Raw genomic sequence first — 18,889 nt, 5'->3', positions numbered from 1 at the left:
CGGCAGTGAGCGGGCCAGGGTCGGCGCCAGAAACGGTGGCATGGGTGGATGAGACGCGGATCGCGCTGCCGAGCAGCGCGGCGGGCGCCAGGAACGCGGTCGCGCTCGTCCTGGCCGGCCACCTCGGCCTCCGGGGAGCCGAGCTGCGGGAGCACCCCCTGGTGGGTGACGCCCTGCTGGCCACGTCGGAGCTGGCGACCAACGCGATCCGGCACGGCGGGGGCATCAGCGGCTTCCGTACGGACATCACCGCCGAGGGGCTGGTGCTGCGGATCTCCGACAGCAGTCCCCGGGAGCCGGACAGCTCCGGCGCCGGCGACCCCACGGCTCCGGGCGGCTTCGGCTGGCCGATGATCCAGCGGCTGGCCTCGCACATCGCCGTCACCCGGGACGAGGGGGGCGGCAAGAGCATCACCCTGGTGCTGCCTCTCCCCCGGCCGTGACGCGGAGACCCCGGCCGAGAAGCGGAGACCCCGGGCGGCCTTGACGCGGAGACCCCGGGCGGCCTTGACGCCGAAACCCTGGTCGCCGTGACGCGGAGGCCCCGGTCGTCGTGACGCCGAAACCCCGGTCGGCCGTGACGCGGAGACCTCGGGCGGTCCTCCGGGCGCCGCCGCCGACCGGTCTACGTCTCGGGTATGGGGGCGGTGTCGGCCCTGGTCCCGGGTCTGCCGCCGGTCCGGTTCCCGGCCCCGGCGCCCGTGGTGAAGTGCTCGTACGTGCCGGTGATCCGCAGCAGCCGGTCCAGGGACGGCGTCCGGCGGTCGAGGTGCAGCGCGATCCGCCGACCGCTCAGGGAGCGGTGGACCTGGAGCAGCGCGGAGAGGCCCATGGAGTCGACCGCCTCCAGCCGCCGGCAGTCCAGATGCAGCTCCGCGAGCCCGCTCCGCTCGTCGAGCACGTCCTTGACGCACGCCAGCAGGCCGTCGCTGGTGTCGTAGTCCAGATCGCCGGCCACGGCGATGGTCACGGCGCCCGGTCCGAGTTCGCTCGCGTGCAGGACCAGGTCGTTGCCATGGGAAGGGGGGAGGGTACTCATCAGCGCTTTCCGGGACGGGCGGGGGTCAGGAACAGGTCAGGAGGGCGGCGCGTCCGTCCCGCAGCAGGGCGGACGTCCGGGGGAAGTCGCGCAGTTGCTCCTCCAGCAGGTCCAGGGCGGGCGGCAGGGAGCGGGCCGGCACCCCCCGGGCGGTCAGGATCTCCGCAGTCCAGGTGAGGAACCCGGTGAACAGCAGGGGGTCGTCCACATACAGGGCCGCGACGAGGAAACCGACGATGTGGTCGATGTCCTCCGCCGTACGTTCCCGCTGGGCCTCCCGGTATTCCCGCATGGCCGGAAAGCGCTCCTCCAGGCCGTGGAAGACCGCTCGCACCAGCTGCCGGTGGGCCCGGGCGACCAGCGTGTACTCCTGGTCCTTCAGATGCGGCAGGTCGTCGCCGGGCCGGTGGTCCCGGCGGGGTCTGGCCGGCGGCCGGTGGAGCAGCCGCTCGGCGGCGGCGCGCGCGTCGGGGGCCCAGGCGTCGGCGCCGAGCAGCCGTGCGTACCGGCCGTCGGGGCCGAAGGCGGCGCCGCCCGCCATCACCGGGACACCGGCGCCCTGGCAGGCGGTGATCGCCGCGTGGGCCGTGGGGAGGCGGGTCGGCAGGGAGCTGGAGAGCGCCACGGTGTCGGGGCCGGTGCGGTGGATGTGCGCGACCAGGTGCGGGCCGGGCACATGCGCGCCGAGGTAGTCGACCTGCCAGCCGCGCAGCCGGAGCGTCTCGGCGAGCAGCCGGGCGGGCAGGGCGTGCCACTCGCCGTCCACGCAGGCCACCGTCACCCGGCCGAGGGTCCGCCCGGTGCGCGGGGGGCGAGGCAGCGCGGAGATGGCCCGGTCGTTGATGGCGGTGGCCGCGTGCTCGTCCGCGACGCTCATCCGGTTCGCGGCCCACTCCGTGCCCACCCGCTGCTGGACCGGGCCGATCATTTCCAGCAGGACGGTCTCGGCGTCGAGACCGGCCTCCAGCGCCTGGGCGACCAGGTCGAGCGCGGCGTACTCGTCGGCCGCCTCGACCGCCTTCCACAGCCGGTCCGCCCAGGAGCGGGCCGGGCCGTCGGAGTGATCCTGACCGAGGGGCGGCGCTCCGGGCCGGAAGGGGGCGGGCGGCGCCGTGCCGCGGTCCCGGGCGGTGCCGGTGTCCGGCCCGGGCCCGTCCGTCAGGACGGCGCCGGCGGACCCGACAGCGCTGCCCGGGGCGAGTCCGTCCGCCCTTGCACCGCCGCCCGGGGCGCCCGCGACCGGCTCGGAACCCCCGCACACGGTCGCCCCGGCGCCCCCGGACCCACCGCCCGGGGCGAACCGGTCCGCTCCTGGACCACCGCCCCGACCGGCCCCGGCGGTCCCGGGAGGACAGGCGGCGCCGCCCGGGGCGGCCTCGGTGTCCACCCCGGGGCCCGGCCAGGGACACGGGGACGGCGGGGAGTCGTCCGGCGGCTCGGAGTGCGCGGTCAAGGGGTGTGCCTCCCCGGGCCGCGGCTCGGAGTGTGCGGTCAAGGGGTGTACCTTCCCGGGCCGGTGCCGTCGACGGCGGTCAGATGGGCGCCGCGCGGCGCGGTGATGGCGACCAGGGCCATGTCGTCGTGGCGGCCGTCGCCCACCCAGTCGGAGGCCAGCACCTGGACGCGCTCGATCACCGCCTCGGCGGGCATGCCCCGGCACTCCCCCAGGGCCCGTTTCAGCCGCTCCTCACCGAACATGACGCCGCCCAGCGGGCCGCCCTTGGCCTCGGTGATGCCGTCGGTGTAGAGCAGGCAGGTCTCGCCGGGCGCCAGGGTGGCGGTCACCGTACGGGTGTGCACCTCGTGCAGCGCGCCGACGATCGAGCCCCGGGTGTCCGCCTCCTCCACCGAGCCGTCCCGGCGGACGATGAGCGGCGGCGGATGTCCCGCCGAGGTGAGCCGGAGCGCCAGGTGCGCGCCGCGCCGCCGGACGGAGGCCAGCACCAGGGTCGCGAAGCGGGTGTGATGGCTGCTGAGCATGGCGTTGTTGAGCAGCTTCACCACCCGGCCGTGGTCGTCCGCGAGCGGCAGCAGGGCATGCAGGGTGTTGCGGATCCGGCCGGTGAGCACGGCGGCCTCCAGGCCCTTGCCGCAGACGTCGCCCAGTACCGCGAGGGTCTCGTCCTCGTCGGGCCCGGCGGCGGGGTGGACGTCGTAGAAGTCGCCGCCGATCCGTTCGGCGTCCCCCGAGGGGCGGTAGGCGCCGGCGAACTCGACGCCCTCCACCTGGTGCAGCACGGGCGGCAGCAGCTCCCGCATCAGGGTGTCCGCGAGCGCGGACTGCTCCGCGTACAGCCGGGCCGCCGCCAGCGCGGTCCCCGCCCGTCCGGCGAAGAGCCCGGCGAACGACTCCTCGCTCTCGGTGAAGGCCGCGCCCCGGCGGCGCAGCAGGATCAGCGCCCCGGCGGCCACCCCGTGTCCGGGCAGCGAGGTCACCACCAGCGAACCCACCCGGCCGAACCCCTCGGGGACCAGCCAGTCCGGCGCGCTCTCCGGGTCCAGCCAGCGGGACGGCATGGGCGGGAAGCCCCGCAGGGCCTCCGCCAGGCCCGGTACGGCCTCCGGCACGGCCCGGACCGCCGTGGTGGTGACCCGCCCCTCGTGATCGCACACCGTGACCGGCAGCCGCCGGCCGGAGACGGGCGCCACCACGATCGCCGCGTCGGCCAGGTACTGGGCGGCGAGCTCGGCGGTAAGCCGCGTACAGCGTTCCGGGTTGAGCGAGGAGAGCAGCCGGCTGGACGCCTCGACCAGCAGCCGGGTGCGCTCCCGCTCCAGCCGGAGGTCGTCGGTGGCCCGGCGCAGATCGGTGTCCTCCACCAGCCACCAGGCGGTGGCCCCGTCGTCCAGCGGGGTCGGACGGGCCGAGAAGGACCGTCCGCCGACGGTGCCGGCGAGCCCGACGGTACCGGCGAGCCCGGCGGGTACGGCCTCGCCGGCGCTCCGTGGCGGGCCCGCGCCTTCCCCGGCTTCCCCGGCGGGCGCGCCGGCGGCCGCGACGCGGTCCGGATCGTCCCGGCGGTCCTGCCGGTTCAGGCGGTCCTCGGGTCCCCGGCGGTCCCCGGGGTCCCCGGGGTCCTCGCGGCCGTCCAGGAGCCAGGCCAGCGGGGTGGTTTCCAGGGCGTCGTCCGGCCGGAGCGAGGGCATCAGCAGCCCGGCCGCGTCGTTCAGCTCCTGGACGCGGCCCTCGGCGCCGACGACGACCACGGGGTACGGCGCGGCCGCCATGGCGCCCGGCACGGGGCGGACGGCCGTCCGGGAGGGTTCGGATGGGAAGCCCACTGCACAGAGCCCGCGTTCGTGCGGGTCGTCCACCTCACAGACCGAAGAAGAGCCGACCGGAGAAGATCCGGCCGGAGGAGTTCCAGCCGGAGAAGCTCCGGCCGGAGAAAGGTCGCCAGTCACCGACTGTCTCGCATCCCTCCGCTTCGGGCAAGCCGCATAGAGGTTCGGCGGCCACCCCGCCCGTGGGGCCCGAGAACAGCTCCGTCACCGGTCTCCCTCGACGCCGGGTCACTCCGGACCGGGGCCGGACGGAATCAGCCGGTCCGGCCGCGGCCGGACGGGCCAGCCGGGATCAGCCGGGTCGGCCGGGGCCGACGGGGAAGCGGTGCGGCCCCCAGGTGAGGGTCACATCGGCGTCCCCGGTGTGGCCGGCGGTGGCGTGGGTGAGGGTCACCCGGCCGCCGTCCAGGAAGCTGTTGCCCCCGGTCCCGCCCTGGCCGCCCTGGCCACCGGCCCCGCCGCCACCTCCTCCCCCGCCACCACCGCCCGCGTAGACCCCCCACAGTCCGCTGCCGGCGCCGCCGCCTCCACCGCCGCCACCGCCGTGGCCGGGTGCGCCGCCCTGTCCGGTCGCGCCCGCGGCGGTCAGGTCCGTGGCATGGGTGCCGCCGGGTCCTCCGCCGCCGCCGTCGCCTCCGGTGCCGCCGGTACCGCCCCGGCCGCCGCCGTTGGAGTCGCCGTCGTCCTTGGGCTTGCCGCCGGCCCCGCCGCTCTGCCCTCCGGCGGCCGAGCCGTTTCCCTCCCGGTGGCCGTCGCCGCCGCCTCCTCCGGAACCGTCCCGGTCCGGGGCGCCGCCCCCGCCTCCGCCACCACCGCCACCGCCCTCGTACGCGCCCCAGCCCCAGCCCTTGCCGCCCCCTCCCCCGGCCTTCCCGCCCGAACCAAGGGCCCCTTCCTTGCCGCCCGAGCCCGGGGCGCCGCCGCCACCGTCGGTGACCAGCCCGGCGTTCCCGCCGGGTCCGCCGGAGCCGCCGGACCCGGCGGCACCCCCTCCGCCGCCGCCCGCCACGCCACTCGCGCTGCCCTGGTTTCCGTTGTTCCCCCGGCCACCGGAGGTCCCCCCGGCACCCGGCCCGCCCGCGTCGCCGCCGCCCCCGGCGCCGGCGAGGCCCGTACCGTCCGCGCGCAGCAGAGCGGCGGCCGGCGCGCCGTCCCCCGCCGCGGCGAGCCGGACCGTGAACCGCTCGCCCGGGGTGACGTACAGCAGCGCCTGGACATCCGCGCCGGAGCCGCCGGACACCGGGCCGGCATCACGCCCGGCCGACCCGCGCAGCCGCAGGTCCAGCAGGGTGACCCCGGCCGGGACGGTGAACGACTGCTCGGCGCCGCCGGTGAGGCCGAAGGCGGCCGAGCCGTCCGGGTTGCGCAGCAGGTAGTGGCCGGCCGCGCGAACGGTGCCCGTCGCGGTGACACGGCCCCGGACGGTGACACGACTGGTGGTCATGGTGGCGCTCTCCTTCCGGGAAGGTCAGTCGGTGGCCGGCGCGCCCCGCCAGGGCGGCTTTCCGGTGGGGTCCAGGAAGTGCGCGTCCGTGGCGATGTCCCCGGTCGCGTCCAGGTCGCCGGTGACCCGCATGTCCCGGCCGATCACGAGATCGCCGCCGACGGCGGTGTCCCCCTCGACGGTGAGCGTCTCCAGGGTCTGGTCGGTGACGCACACGGTCAGGTGGTCCCAGCCCGCGACGCTTCCGCCGTCCGGGGTGGGCAGCACGGTCTTGAGGGCGAAGGCGGTGTCACGGGTCAGGCCGCCGGGGAGGTCGAAGGCGCTGCCCCCGGCGATCTGTTCCTGCTGCTCCGGGCCGTCGCCCAGCCGCTGCCCATGGGCGTACAACTCATGGGTGTCGCCCCGCAGATGGTTCCACTCCAGCCGTACGGGGGTGCCCGCCGGGACCTCGGTGGCGGGCGGGCCGCCCTGGGCGGTGAAGGCGGCCAGCGCCCGGCCGGTGCCCGGGTCCGGGGTGCCGGGGCGGAAGGGGAACTTGGGGACGTCCAGCCGCAGGGTGGCGGGGGTGTCCGGGAGTGCCTCGTCCCCGGGGCTCGACCACTCCTCGATCTCGATCCCGGCGACTCCCGCCCTGGGGCTGACCATGAGGTCCCGCAGGGTGAGACAGAGGCCGTCGGTGGTCACCACGGCGGTGGTGCCGTCCCGGGGAGTGACCTCGAACCGCGCGCTGCCGGCGTCCCCGGTGCCGCGCGCACGGGTGTCACCGGCGGCGGGGAACAGGGCGGTGTCCGCCTTGGGCACGGCGACCAGCACATCGGACTGCACGGGGACGACCGTCCAGGCGCCGGCGGGCTCGACGGCCGGGGCGATGGATCCGCCGTTCTCCGTCAGGTCCTGGGCGAGGGTGCCGACGGGCAGGACGAGGGCGATCCGGGCACAGCGCACCGGCTCCGTCCCGCTGTTGGAGACGACCAGCGCGAGTTCCGCGAAGGCCGGTTCGTTCTGCTCGCCGGGGGCCGGGCCGGCCGGACCCGCGGTGAGGGGGGCGGGGGCGGTGGTGAGGGCGTAACTCAGCAGGCAGGCCCGCTCGGTCGGGGTGGTCACGCGGGATGTCCTTCCGTCGGGTCCATCGGGTCCATCGGGTCCGCCGGGTCCGCCGGCTCCATCGGGTCCATCGGGTCCGCCGGGTCCGTCAATGCCGCCGGCCCGTCCGGTGGGGCGTCCGGGGTGTCGTCGTCGCCCGGCCGCAGGGAGATCCGGCCGGTGCGGAGGACGGGTACGGGGCGGGGGTGGCGCGCCCGGTCGTCGGCGGGCCGGGTGGCGGTGGTGGCCCACCCCCCGGCGGAGTCGCGCTGGACCCACTCCCAGGTGCCGAGCCGGTCGGAGGGCCGGGGCAGCTCCAGCGCGGGCGGAGCGGCGGCGCGGGTGCCGTCCGGTGGTCCGGCGGAGTACGGGACGGTGGGCAGCGGCCCCAGCCGGAAGGAGACCGGCAGTCGGGCCAGTGGCGGTTCCACCAGCCGGGCGGGCAGGGTGAGTTCGGCCGCCGGGAGCACGTCCGATGTGGCGTGCACGGTGGAGCGCGGGTCGAGGAGCAGGGTGAGGTGGGCGGCGCGCAGGTGATCGGGGTCGTCGGCGGGGACCCGGGCGGCCAGGGCGAGCGAGGCGCCCGTCCCGATCGGGGTGAGGTACTGCCGCCCCGCGTCGGGCAGTTCGGAGTCGGCCAGCACGGTGTACAGCCGGGAGTAGTCGGTGTCCCGGTGGACGCCGCCGAAGTAGCCGACGAGGCCGTCGCCCAGTTCGGAGCGTTCGCCGAGCCGTACCGGCCAGCGGTAGTCCGGGTAGGCGGGCGGGGCGTTCTCCCGGAGGTTGCGCCAGGACGGGTCGGTGTACGGCGGACCGTCCAGATCGAGGTCGAGGCGGGCCCGGCAGAGCGCCAGCGGGCGGCCGACCAGCGGGGCCGTGGTGTGGGCGGGCCCGGCGTCGCCGGTGGGCGCGACGGTGTCCAGCACCAGGCCGATGGCGTCGAGGAAGCCGCCCAGCACCCCGCGCCCCCGGGCCGGGTCGGTCAGCCCGGTGAGAAAGGCGTACAGCTGGGCGTGGTCGGCGCGCAGGCTCTCCAGGTCGGTGTGGCCGGAGTACGGCAGGGCCTGCCAGGTCACCCGGGGGCGGCCGTCGGGCGGCAGGGTGGTGCGCAGTTGCCCGAGCGGCCGGCCGTCGGGGGCGTAGCAGGAGAGGGTGCGGTCCAGGTGGCCGGGCACCAGCCAGGCGGCGACCGGGGTGGTGGCGGGGTCGGCGGCGGTGGGCAGTTCGGTGGTGTCGTCCCGGGCGTCGAGCAGGGTGAAGTGGACCCGGGCGGGCTGCGGCAGCCGGGGGGTGAGCTGGACGAAGCGGTACCAGGTGGGCGGGTTGACGGTGTGATGGCCCCGGTCCGGGTGGTCGGGATCCCTGAGCGAGGGGGTGAGTTCGGGCGGCAGCCGGGGGGCGAAGGCCCTGGCCGGGGTGCCGACCCCGGTGACGTCGGTGGTGGCCGCGTACCGGGCGCGCTGAACGGCCCGGGGGTCGGGCTTGACGGCGGGCAGGGTGTGGCCGAACCGGTCGACGACGGCGAGCCGGGCGACGGCGAACTGCCCCGCGCGCAACTGCTGGAAGAGCGGTGCCGCCCAGCCGGTGAAGGGCCGGGGGCGCGGTCCGGGGTCGGGCGGCAGGGCCCGGGCGGCGGCCTCGGTGAGCGCGGTGCGCAGGTCGTCCTCCGGGACGGTGAAGGGGGTGAGCGCGGCGGGTGTGGTGCTCCGGGCCGCGAGTTGCGCGGTGAAGCCGGTGAGCTGCTGGGAGAAGAGCCCGGAGTCCTCGGCCCGGCGGGCCAGGGCGCGCAGGGCCGGGGTGTGCGGCCCCGGGTGGGTGCGGGCGTACTGCCGCAGCGCTCCGGCGAGGGTGGTCCCGGCGGCCGGGGTGAGGAACTGCCGGCCGCTGAGGGTCAGTGGCACGGAGTGCGCGCCGGTGCCGCGCCAGTGGTACTCGTAACCGTCGAACTCCCAGTGCGCCGCGGTGTCTTCGGCTCGCGGGTCGTCGTCCCGCCAGTCGATCGGGTGGTATTCGGCCTGCCACTCGAAGAAGAGCGGCGACCAGGGCTGCCGCCAGGCGGCGGTGTACGCGCCGGGGGTGCCGACCGCGTTGGCCGCCGGGTCGCCCATGGCGCCGGCCAGGGCCCCGAGGTCGCCCTGGTAGCCCGCCGCCCGGGCGAGGGTGGGGGCGTCGGACGGGGCGAGGTGGCACAACTCCCCCAGCAGGGACAGGAGTACGGCTCCGAGCCCGGCCGGCTCCGGCAGGTTCGGCGGCTGCGGCAGGGCGGCGGGAGGTGCGGAGACCTCGGTCCCGGCGACCCGGACACCGGTGACCAGCTGGTCCGGCCACCGGCAGAGCAGCGGCTCCTCGTCCGGCCCGTCGCCGGCGGAGGCGTCCGGCTCGTCCGGGTACGGCTCCGGGGTCGCTCCGGACCCCTCGGGCGGCGGCGGGGCCGGTTGTGCCTTGGTGGCCTTCAGGACGACGACCGGGTCGTTGGGCAGCTGGTACGGGGGCAGGACCGAGCGCTTCAGCACGGTGGTGGCCGGGTCGAGGGAGTGCTGTTCCTGGTACGCGGTGATGGCGGCGGCCAGTTCCTCCGGTGTGTTGCCCCAGGGGATCCGCCGGCGCAGCTCGGCCACCCGCTCCCGCAGCCGGGCGGCCAGGTCGGTGGCGTCCGCCAGCCGCGCCCGGAGATCCTCCCGGTAGGCGCCGGCCCGCTCGCCGGGGGCGTCGGGCACCTTCGGCAGGCCGGCCGCCCACCAGAGGTCGTACAACCGCCGCCGCGCCGACGCCAGTTCCCGCTCGGCCCGGTCGTGGGCGGCCTGGTCCGCGTTGAGCCCGGCGAGGACGGCCGCCCGGGTCTCCCGCACCGCGCGCGGCGCCCGGGGCGTGGCCGGGGCGCCGTCGTTCCGCTGCCCGGCGTCCTCCAGGACCCAGGTGTGACCGGCCGGGTCGGGGGTGAACCAGGAGGTGTGCTCGGCTCGTTGGGCGCGGTGCTCGCCGTCGGGGGCGTCCAGGGTGTCGAGCAGCCCGTGGTGGGCCGCCGCCAGCAGCCGGGCGAGCGGGGCCGGGTCCTCCGGGCCCGCGGGGTCGAAGGCGGCGCCCGGGTCGAGAAGGGCCCCGGTGGCGTGCTCGGTGGTGTTGCCGATGCCGACAGTGAGGTAGTCGGGCTGGTCGGAGGCGGGCAGCGGGCCGCCCCGGCGCTGCCAGGCGAGGTCGATCACGGTGCCGTGGCAGAGGGTGCGGGCGCCGGGCGGCACGGGGCCGCCTGCGGTCCAGGCGAGGGCCGCCATCCGGGCGGCGGCGTCCCCGGCGAGCGGGTCGGCGGCGGGATCGCCGTACCAGCCGGCCACCAGGTAGTTCAGCCGCCAGGCGGTCAACGGGTCCAGGTCGTCCGTCCGGTCGTGCACCGAGAACACATCGGCGTTGTACGGCTGGTAGGCGGCGAACGTGGGCAGCCCGGGGCCGACGGCGGTGAGGAACAGGCCGCCGGGGGTGCCCGGTTCCGTCCAGGCGCCGTCCGCCAGGTCCACGCGGCGGCCGATGCGGGTGAGGCTGCCGTCCCCGGGGTGGAGATAGGGACTGGTGCCGCCGGCCGGGTCGAGGTGGTCGCTCTCCACCACCCAGCCGGTCTCGCGGCGTTCGCCGGAGGCGGCGACGGCCTGGCGGACGACCAGCCAGCGGTTGGGCACCAGCGGGAAGACCGGGGCCCCGGCGGCTTCCGCACCGGTGCCGGGGGTGGCCGCGCCGCCGGGGCCGGGCTCACGGGCGACCGGGCCGCCGCCGGTGCCGTGGGTGAGGGCGCGGGGCAACTGCCAGTGGAGGTAGACCCCTTCCCGGTCGGGGTCGCCGGTGAAGGCGGTGTCGGTGTTGGAGAACGGCGGCGGCTCGGGCGAGAGATGGAGCCGGGTGAGGGCGTAGTTGGCCTCCCAGCGCTGGAAGACCTCGGCCTGCCGGACGCGTTCGTTGACGGCGAGTGCCTCCACGCGCACCGGCACGATCAGCGGGACCGGTCCGGCGGACGCCGGGTACGGGTGGGTCACGGAGCGGTCCGCCCTTCGGTGGGAGTGTGCCGGTCCCCGGCGGCCGCCCGGGTGAGGAGCTGGCGGCGCGGGGCGTTGACGAGTTGGAGGGCCAGGCCCGCCGGGCCGAGTTCGGCGGCGGCCGTCTGGCCCAGTCCGGTGAGCCGCTCGCGCAGTCCGGCCAGCAGCCCCGAGTCCTCGGCGGGCCGCAGGTCCAGCACGGCGGGGCGGCCGGCCGGGTCGGCCCGCAGCCAGGGGGTGAGGTCGCCGCCGGCGGGAAACGCCTGGCCGTCCAGTTCCCGGCCGGCGGGCGCGTCCGTCCGGCGCAGGGTGATGACCCGTTCGCCGGACGGACCGGTGTCGACACCGAAGGACAACCCCTCGGGCGGCTCGGCGAGTTCGACCTCGTCGGGCACCTCGTCGAAGAGGACCAGCAGCACATCGGCGGCGAGGGCCTCCTGGCGGAGCACGGCGAGCGGGTGCCGGTCCTCGCCGTGCCCGCGCCAGGGCCGGACCAGCAGCCCGGGGCACTCGTGCACCAGTGCCGAGCGGATCAGCACCCCGGCCCGGGGCACCGGGTCCGTGTCACCGGCCCAGGGTGCGAGGGCACGGGCCAGGGCCGCGTCGCTCTCGCCGGTGACGGCGACACCCGCGGCGCCGGCGGCGAGGGCGTCGAGCCAGCCGGGATCGACGTAGAAGGTGCGCAAAGACTCCTCGGGCAGCATCCGTTCGTCGGGTACCAGGCAGGGGAACGGCACCCCGTGCAGCAGCTTGAGCCGGGCCAGCCAGGCGCCGGCGGCGGCCGCCTCCGGGGCGAGCCGGTCCGCCACCGCCGCGCGCAGGGCGGGCGGCGGGTCGGCCAGCAGGGCGGTGAGCCGGCCGGTGCGGTCCCGGTCCCGTGCCCGCCGCCGGGCGGCGGGCGCCGGGCGGGCGGCCGCCGGGCCGGTACGGGTGGCGGCGTCCAGCAGCCGGGCGGCCGAGCCGTCGGCGGCGTACCCCTCCAGCAGGGCGCCCAGCGGTCGCGGCCCCGGCACCCCGCCGGGGGCGGCCGCGCGAGCCGGGGCGGGGGCGGTGGCCAGCCGCTGTGCCAGGCGGGCGGTGTGGGCCCGGGCCCTGGTGTGCCAGGCGGTGAGGACGGCGGTGAAGTCGGCGTCCGCCAGGGCCAGCGCCCGGCCGGTGCTCCAGGCCGCCGCCCGGCTCGCGTCGTACACGCCCCAGGCCGGTTCGTACACCAGCAGCTGGTCGGCGCCGCGCCATCCGGTGTCCGGGGCGGCGGGCAGCGGGCGGGCGGGTTCGGCGGTGAGCGGCCCCCGGTACCAGGCGAAGGTCTCCTCGCCGGTCTCCACCTCGTGGGCGAGCGGCAGCCGGCCGGAGCGCAGCCGGGTCAGGGCGGTGGCGCGGGTCGCGGAGTCCGGGCCGGGAGCGGGAGCGCCGGTGGTGTCCGGGTCCGGGCGGGGGACGGCGGCCTCCGGGCCGGGGGCCGGGGCGGGGACGGGGAGCCGGAGCGCCAGGTCGCGCGGCTGGTCGCGTTCGTCGAAGAGGAAGTGCCGTACCCGCCCGGGGAAACCGCCGCCGGGGGCGGGCACACTGGTGAAGGACCAGCTGTGCAGCGCGGCCAGCCGGATCCGTACGTCCCCGGTGAGGGTGCCCGCGTCGGCGTCGGCCAGGATGCCCGCGCACCCCTCCAGCGCGACGAGGTGCGCGCAGTAGCGGGTCTCGGCGGCCGGGTCGGGCAGCCGGGCGGAGAGCACCACCGCGTAGGAGCCCTCGGCCAGTCGCTCGCCGCGCAGTCCGGTGTCGGTCTCCACCCGGCGGACATGGACGAGCTGGCGCAGTTCGTCGGTGCGCGGGACGAGCCGCTGGAAGACGTCCCCGGGGATGTCGACGGTCCGGCAGGGGGCGGTCGCATCCCCCTCGATCTGGCCCGGATCGATCAGCGGGTGGCGTACGCCGTTCTCGTCGGCGAGCAGTTCTCCGGCGGTGCGCCCGGTGGTGAGGGCGTCGGCCCGGGGGTCGTCCGGGAGTTCGCCGGCGGCCAGGACCAGCAGGGCGAGCCAGGGGGCCTCGTCGTCCGGGCGCCCGGCCCGGAAGCCGCCCGGCGCCGCCGGGGCCCGCAGCCAGGGCAACAGCGGGTCCGCGAGGGTGAGATGGGCGAGGGTGGACGAGTGGTCGGCGCGGGACCCGGGCGCCGGACCGACCGCGTGCACCCGCTCGGGCGCCAGGGCGAACTGGGGTGCCCGGACGTCGAAGCGCTGCTCGACGGGGTGCAGGTAGTCGCCGGTGTCCAGGCTCTCGACATGCTGGGTGGCGGTGATGAGATAGCGCCCCGCGTCCACCGCGGGCAGGCGGGCGTCGAGCAGGCGGATGCGGTAGCCGGGCCCGGACGGGGTGGTGTGCGGGCTGGTCGGGGAGGTCACGGCGCGGTCCCTTCGGAGCCGGTGGCGAGTGTGGTGGCGGCCGGGACGAGGGCGTACAGGGCGGTGCCGGCCTCGGTACCGGGCGGCAGCGGCCAGGGCGTACCGGGCAGGACGGTTCCCCGTTCGTCGGCGCTCAGCGGGAGCACGGTGGCGTCCGCGCAGACGACGAAGGCGCGGGTGGCGTCCGGCGAGAAGGCGACGGCCAGCGGGCCGCCCTCCGCCGGGACCGGGACGGACACCGTGCCGCCGCCGTCGGTGCCGGTGCCGCCATCGGTGCCGGTGCCGCCATCGGTGCCGGTGCCGCCGTCGGTGCCGTTGTCGCCGTTCCGTACGAGCGTCACCGCCCGCTCGTGCAGCACCCAAACCCGGCCCAGCGGGTCGAGGGCGAGGGTGCGGGGCTCCGCCGCCACCGGGGCGCTCGCCACCCAGGTGGTGGACGACCGCCCGTCCTCCGCGCACCCCAGGGTCACCACGCACCCGGTGCCGTCCGCGGAGCGGCGGAGCAGGACGGCCCGGCGGCCGGGCGCCGCCCGGAGGGCCAGGGCCTCGCCGGGCTCGGCGAAGACGTACGGGGCGTAGTACGGGCCGTCCGGCCGGGTGCTGACGACCTGTACGCCTCCGTGGCCGCCCGCGTGGGCCCCGTACACGTACACCAGACCGGCGTCCAGCGGCGCGACCAGGGTGGGCGAGGCGGGCCCGGCGACCGCCGGGCGGGTCTCGCCCCGGGCGAGGTCGAGGGTGAACAGCTTGCCGGTGTCCTGGGCGGTCACATATCCCTGGGCCGCGTCCGGGTCGAGCGCGGCGCCGGCGAGGCTGCCCGGGCTGTCCCCGAGCACCGTCCGCACCACCGGGGCGGCTCCGCCGAGGTCCGCCCAGGCGCCGGCCCGGACGGCCGGGCTGACGACGGCCGCGTGCTCACCGGTGGCGTCCAGTGCGAGCGCCGCGGGCGGGGCGCCGAGACCGATCCCGCCGATCCCCGGCAGCAGCCGCCAGGCCGCCAGGTCGGCCCGTTCCAGGGTCTGGCCGTCGGAGTCCGCCGCACAGAGCAGGGCGCCGTCCGGGGTGAGGGCCGCGAGATACGGCCCCGGCCCGTCGAGGACCAGCCGGTTCAGCACCGCCCCGGTGTCGGCGTGCAGGGCGAGGAGCTGCCGGCCCGCGCCGTCCAGGGCCAGCACGGCGGGCTGGACGACCGGCTCGGGGGGCTCCTCCGCCAGCAGCAGCGGATCGCCGTCGAGCCCGTCGGTGGCCGCCAGCCGGGCGTACTGCTCCAGCGGGCCGTCCGGTGGCGGCGTCCCGGTCAGCTCGTGCAGCGCGTCCCGCAGGCCGCGCCGGGCCAGGCCGGTGGCGAGGGTGGCGATCTGTCCGGCGACGGCCGCCACTCCGGCGCCGGCGCTCTCCGGCTCCCGGGGCTCCGGCTCGACGGGCGGGGCCCCCGGGTCGAGCGGCAGGGGGCCGTCCGGGGTGAGGTCCTCGAAGGCCACGTCCTGCTCGGCGACCGGGCCCAGCTCCTGCCCGGCGTCGGCCGGGGGCGGGACGGTCACCCGCAGCCCGGTCAGCGCGTCGTCCAGCCCCTCCTGCTCCAGGACCCGGTCGGCCGGGACGGCCGGGTCGCCCCAGAGCGCGAACGGCACGGCGGTACGGACCGGTTCGGCGAGCCACCGGTGCGCGTCCGGCAGCGCTCGCCAGCCGGGCCCGCGGCCCGGGCGGCCGGAAACGGCTCCCGGGTCGGCGTAGGAGACGGTGACATCGAGATTTCCGCCCAGCCCCGCGAGGCCCATGGGCCGGATGTCGGTACCCCGGTCGTCGTGTGCCTTCCCGGTGCCGTCGAAGGAGAGCGCGGCGGCCGGGACGACGGTGGCCGCCACGAAGACGAAGCCGTTCGGGTCGGCCTGCCAGGGTTCCTCGCCCGCCGCCACCCGGGCGGCCCGCAGCGCGGGGTCGGCGTCGGCGTCCGGGAGCAGCCCGGCGAGTGCCCGTACGGTCACCGGGGCGTCCGGCGGCAGCAGTTGGTCGCGGAACTCCGGCCAGGTCAGCGCGGGCGGCCGGGTGGCACCGGCGCCGAAGGAGACGGTCAGGGTGAGGAACCAGAAGTCCACCGACACCGTTCCGCCGGTGGGCGGGCCCCATAGCCGGAGGGTGGCGCCGAGTTCGCCGCTGACCGGGAAGAGCAGGGTGACCCGCGCCCCGACCCGTACCGAGAAGCCCGCGTCGAAGTGCAGCGGCGCCCACTGAACCAGGATGTCGGCCTGCGCGGTCAGCCAGGCTTCGACGGGTCCCGAGGCGTACCGGACGTCGAGCGAGCCGCCCGCCATGACGGCGTTCGGGGTGAGGGCGAAGTAGGAGGTGCCGGTGACCGAGACGCCGGAGCCGACCGACCAGCGGAAGCCCAGCCGGGGGACGGCGGGGTAGTGGTCGGGCGGGTTGTAGTGCGGGTGGTAGCCGCCCACCGTCAGCACGAAGTCGCCCGCGTACGGGCTGGGGTCGAACCAGGAGGAGAAGGCGGCGCCGCCGGTGAGGACGCAGGCGGGGTCGATGACATAGGAGTCGGCGAGCTGGGCGGTGGCGGTCAGTTCGCCCCGGGCCGCCCGGAAGACCACCCGCAGGTCGACGCCGATCCGGGCGTAGCGGGTGCGCCCGTTCTTCGGGAAGTCGGCGGCGGCGCGGCCGATCAGGGCCACGGTCAGCTCGGGCCCGGCCTCCAGCAGGAGCAGCACCCGGCCGCGCAGGAACTCGAAGGAGGTGAAGTCGAGCCCGCCGGCCAGCCAGAGGCCGCCCTCGGCGGGAGTCACCCAGGGGTGGTCGCCGCCGGTGAGCGTGGTGAGCTCCGCCAGCGGGTCGGCCGAGCCGTCGGGGTCGTCCCCGTCGAGCCCGGCGACCAGCGGGAAGGTGCCGACCTCGTCCTGTTCGGGCACCCGTACGGCGCTGTTGTAGCCGAAGCCCAGGGCCGCCCCGGTCACCCGGAAGGGCGGCGGGCCGCCGAAGGCCGCGGTGGCACGGCCGAAGACGAACAGCGACGGTCCCGTGCGGTCGTCCTCCGGGCGCTGGTAGGCGCCGACCGCGAGGACGCCGAAGGAGGGGGTGGCCACCGTGAGACCGCCCTCGACCACCAGGGCGTAGCCGGGCCGGTCGCGCCGGGCGAGGGTCCCGGCGACGGTCAGCGGCGGGCGGTCGAACTCCACGCCGATCCCGTCCAGCCGGGTGCGGAGCTCCGGGGTGGCGGCGCCGAGGTCGAACCCGAGCGCGAGGCCCGTCACCGACAGGGTGAGCCCGGCGGCCCCGAGGGAGCCGTCGACCGCCAGCCAGAGGTGGTGGTCCGCGTAGGAGAGCGCGATCCGGTACACCGACAGCGGCCCGCACTCCCGGCCGACGTCTGCCCGGTCGGGGGCGTCCGGGCCGGACGGTTCCGTCCGGACGGCGTCGCGCCCCGGCCGGACGACGGCGCCCGGTGCGGCCGGGCCGACGGGGGCGGCGGGGGCGGCGGGGGCGACCGGGCCGGTGACCGCCCGGGCGGGAGGGAGGCCGGTCTCCGGGGTTTCCCGGCCGGGGGCGCCGGGGGTCCCGGAGGCGGTGCCCAGGGGGACGGAGAGGGTGTGTTCCGGCTGTCCCGGCAGGGTGTGGCCGACGGCGAGCAGGGTGCCGGCCGGCAGACCTCCGCCGTCCGGTCCGGCGGGCGGGCCGATGGGCGGCAGACCGGCGTCCGTGAGGACCGCGTCGAGCTGTGCCAGTTGCCCGGGGGTCAGTGCCGCCGACGCGTGGGTCACCGCCACCCCGGTCACCCGCAGGTCGGCCTCGCGCGGCACCTGACCGGCCAGCAGCGGGAGGTCGCCGAGGCCGGCGTCCACCCGGTACGTGAACCGGGCGCACCAGGCCGTGCCCCGGCCGGGCAGCCGGACCGGCGCCAGGACCACCGAGGACCGCGCCAGTTCCACCCCCAGCACGGGGCCGGTGCGGGAGTCGTACAGCAGGGTCAGCTCCCGCACCTCCGGCCGGAGTGCCGGCGGCAGCGCCTGCTCGATCTCCCCCGCTCCGGACCAGCCGAGCGCCGCCCCGAGGTCCGTGAGCGTCAGGCCCGTGTCCTCCTCCCCTGCCCGCCATTCGCCGGTCAGCCGCCACCAGCCGGTGCCGCTCCCGGTACCCCCGGCGATCCCGCCGCTGAACCAGAGCCGCCGGTCCTCGTCGGGGTCGAGGACCAGACCGGCCTGTGCGGTGAGGGTGATCTCGCCGTCGCCCGGGCCCTGCGGGCCGGACGCGCCGCCGGTCCGCCGCCGCAGCGAGATCAGCAGGTCCACCGCGAAGGAGTCGAAGCGGCCGGTCGTGGCGACGGTGAACTCCCAGTCGGCGGCGCCGGCCGGCCCCTCGGCCACCTCCAGGGTGAGGTTGTCCACGGTCAGGTCGCGGAGCGCCGCCGGTGGCTCGGCCCCCGGGCCCCACTGTGCGACGACCCAGTCCGCGAGGGCACCGATGTCCACCGCCCGGGTGCTGCCGACCAGGCGCCGGTAGCCGTCCTGGTCGTACCAGAGCGTGAACTCGATCGTGGTTCCGCCGATGGTCACCGGGCCCCCGTCCGGTGTGGGCCCGTCGCCGTCCCGGGGAGCGCCGGAGGGTGATGCGGCCCAGTCCTCCGTGGTCCGCGCCGGGCTGCCGGACGTCACCTCCGGGGCGGTCGAGCCCCTGATGCGGTAGCGGGTGCGGCGCGCGTCCTTCTCCCAGTCCGCCGCGCGGAGCCGCCAGGGACCCTCCTGTGTCCGCAGCACGATGTCGCGGTACCTCTTCACGAACTCCCGGCCCTCGCCGTGCAGGGCCCTGCTGCCCGTCCCGCCCTTCAGATAGCGGTTCAGGCTCTCGAAAGCCTTGCTGCGCGTCCGGAATGGTTCGGCGCCGATGACCGGGGCGCAGCCCGATTCGAATGCGTCATGCGGATCGTCGGACCGGAAGGCACCGGAGGGCCCGACGAAGAGGTTTCCCGCCACCCATGCGTAAAAGGAGAGGGCCTCGTCCTTGCCGTCCGGCGGGCGAGCCCCGGGGTCCTCGGTGAATTCATTGCCGGCGAACGCTTCGGCGAATTCCTTGAACTGTTCGGAGGGCGGGCGCATCCCTTCGCGCGGCGCCATTCCGGCGAGGCTCCGGACGAGTTCCTGAAGCCCCTCCTTGATCCGGTACCGGCTCGGTTCGTTCCATTCCTCCGCGACGACCTTGTCCCAGAACTGGGCCAACAGACTGAAAGGGACGACATGATGCCGGGCCAGCTCCACTCCGCCGCTCGGGACCTGGGTGTCGAGGTTGTCGGGATCGCGGTTGACCAGGCGCTCCGTGTACGGCTGGTCCGGCCGGTTGTTCCCGATCAGCAGATTGACGGGCTTCGCTTTTTCCGGACCCGACATGAAGTTCCCTTCCGCCGAAAAGCCGAGAGACGACGCATGGACACAGCTGGGCACAGCGCACGGACCCACGGACACACGGACACACAGTTACACGGACACGCGGGCACACCGGAAAAAGGCCGCGGATGCCGCGCGGAGTCGAATCCCGATGATCAGGTGATCGAACGTAGCTTTTCCCCTGCCCCGCCTCAACGGCGCCCCACACCAGGACCGCTCTACTGGCGTGAAGTGCGCGGAGC

At 76.8% G+C, this 18,889-nt stretch carries 9 protein-coding genes; 1 reads left to right on the top strand and 8 read right to left on the bottom strand.

Annotated features, from left to right (window positions below):
• Positions 1-44: 44 nt before the first annotated feature.
• Positions 45-443, top strand: coding sequence for an ATP-binding protein (locus NX801_RS03375; RefSeq protein WP_258785352.1), 399 nt, complete (start codon positions 45-47; stop codon positions 441-443).
• A 182-nt stretch (positions 444-625) separates the two neighbouring features.
• Here the strand turns inward: NX801_RS03375 and NX801_RS03370 are convergent, their stop codons facing one another.
• From NX801_RS03370 to NX801_RS03335, 8 genes are all read right to left on the bottom strand, one after another.
• Positions 626-1,039, bottom strand: coding sequence for an STAS domain-containing protein (locus NX801_RS03370; protein WP_258785351.1), 414 nt, complete (start codon positions 1,037-1,039; stop codon positions 626-628).
• 25 nt (positions 1,040-1,064) lie between these two features.
• Positions 1,065-2,066 (bottom strand): cobalamin B12-binding domain-containing protein, encoded by a 1,002-nt coding sequence (locus NX801_RS03365; protein WP_258785646.1) that lies wholly within the window; start codon positions 2,064-2,066, stop codon positions 1,065-1,067.
• Between the two features lie 464 nt (positions 2,067-2,530).
• Positions 2,531-4,267 carry a PP2C family protein-serine/threonine phosphatase gene (locus NX801_RS03360; RefSeq protein WP_428986057.1) on the bottom strand — a complete coding sequence of 579 codons (1,737 nt, stop codon included), beginning with the start codon at positions 4,265-4,267 and terminating at the stop codon, positions 2,531-2,533.
• Between the two features lie 349 nt (positions 4,268-4,616).
• Positions 4,617-5,768, bottom strand: coding sequence for a hypothetical protein (locus tag NX801_RS03355; RefSeq protein ID WP_258785349.1), 1,152 nt, complete (start codon positions 5,766-5,768; stop codon positions 4,617-4,619).
• A gap of 24 nt (positions 5,769-5,792) precedes the next feature.
• Positions 5,793-6,872 (bottom strand): hypothetical protein, encoded by a 1,080-nt coding sequence (locus tag NX801_RS03350; protein ID WP_258785348.1) that lies wholly within the window; start codon positions 6,870-6,872, stop codon positions 5,793-5,795.
• Positions 6,869-10,873: a hypothetical protein gene (locus NX801_RS03345; RefSeq protein ID WP_258785347.1), complete on the bottom strand. Its 4,005-nt coding sequence runs from the start codon at positions 10,871-10,873 to the stop codon at positions 6,869-6,871. Before NX801_RS03345 ends, NX801_RS03350 begins: the two co-directional genes overlap by 4 nt.
• Positions 10,870-13,269, bottom strand: a complete 2,400-nt coding sequence (locus tag NX801_RS03340) for a hypothetical protein (protein ID WP_258785346.1) — start codon at positions 13,267-13,269, stop codon at positions 10,870-10,872. Before NX801_RS03340 ends, NX801_RS03345 begins: the two co-directional genes overlap by 4 nt.
• On the bottom strand, positions 13,266-18,650 hold the full coding sequence (locus NX801_RS03335) for a DUF6603 domain-containing protein (protein ID WP_258785344.1): 5,385 nt from the start codon (positions 18,648-18,650) through the stop codon (positions 13,266-13,268). Before NX801_RS03335 ends, NX801_RS03340 begins: the two co-directional genes overlap by 4 nt.
• Between the last annotated feature and the right edge of the window lie 239 nt (positions 18,651-18,889).

This window comes from Streptomyces pyxinae (assembly GCF_024756275.1).
Classification (GTDB): Bacteria; Actinomycetota; Actinomycetes; order Streptomycetales; family Streptomycetaceae; genus Streptomyces; species Streptomyces pyxinae.
The sequence above is the reverse complement of the archived record's forward strand: the minus strand, read 5'-3'. Positions and strand labels throughout refer to the sequence as shown.

What these genes read in the sequence shown, in the direction of transcription:
- NX801_RS03335 (WP_258785344.1), bottom strand. Translation starts at nt 18,650, where the DNA reads ATGTCGGGTCCGGAAAAAGCGAAGCCCGTCAATCTGCTGATCGGGAAC.
- NX801_RS03355 (WP_258785349.1), bottom strand. Translation starts at nt 5,768, where the DNA reads ATGACCACCAGTCGTGTCACCGTCCGGGGCCGTGTCACCGCGACGGGC.
- NX801_RS03360 (WP_428986057.1), bottom strand. Translation starts at nt 4,267, where the DNA reads ATGGCGGCCGCGCCGTACCCCGTGGTCGTCGTCGGCGCCGAGGGCCGC.
- NX801_RS03370 (WP_258785351.1), bottom strand. Translation starts at nt 1,039, where the DNA reads ATGAGTACCCTCCCCCCTTCCCATGGCAACGACCTGGTCCTGCACGCG.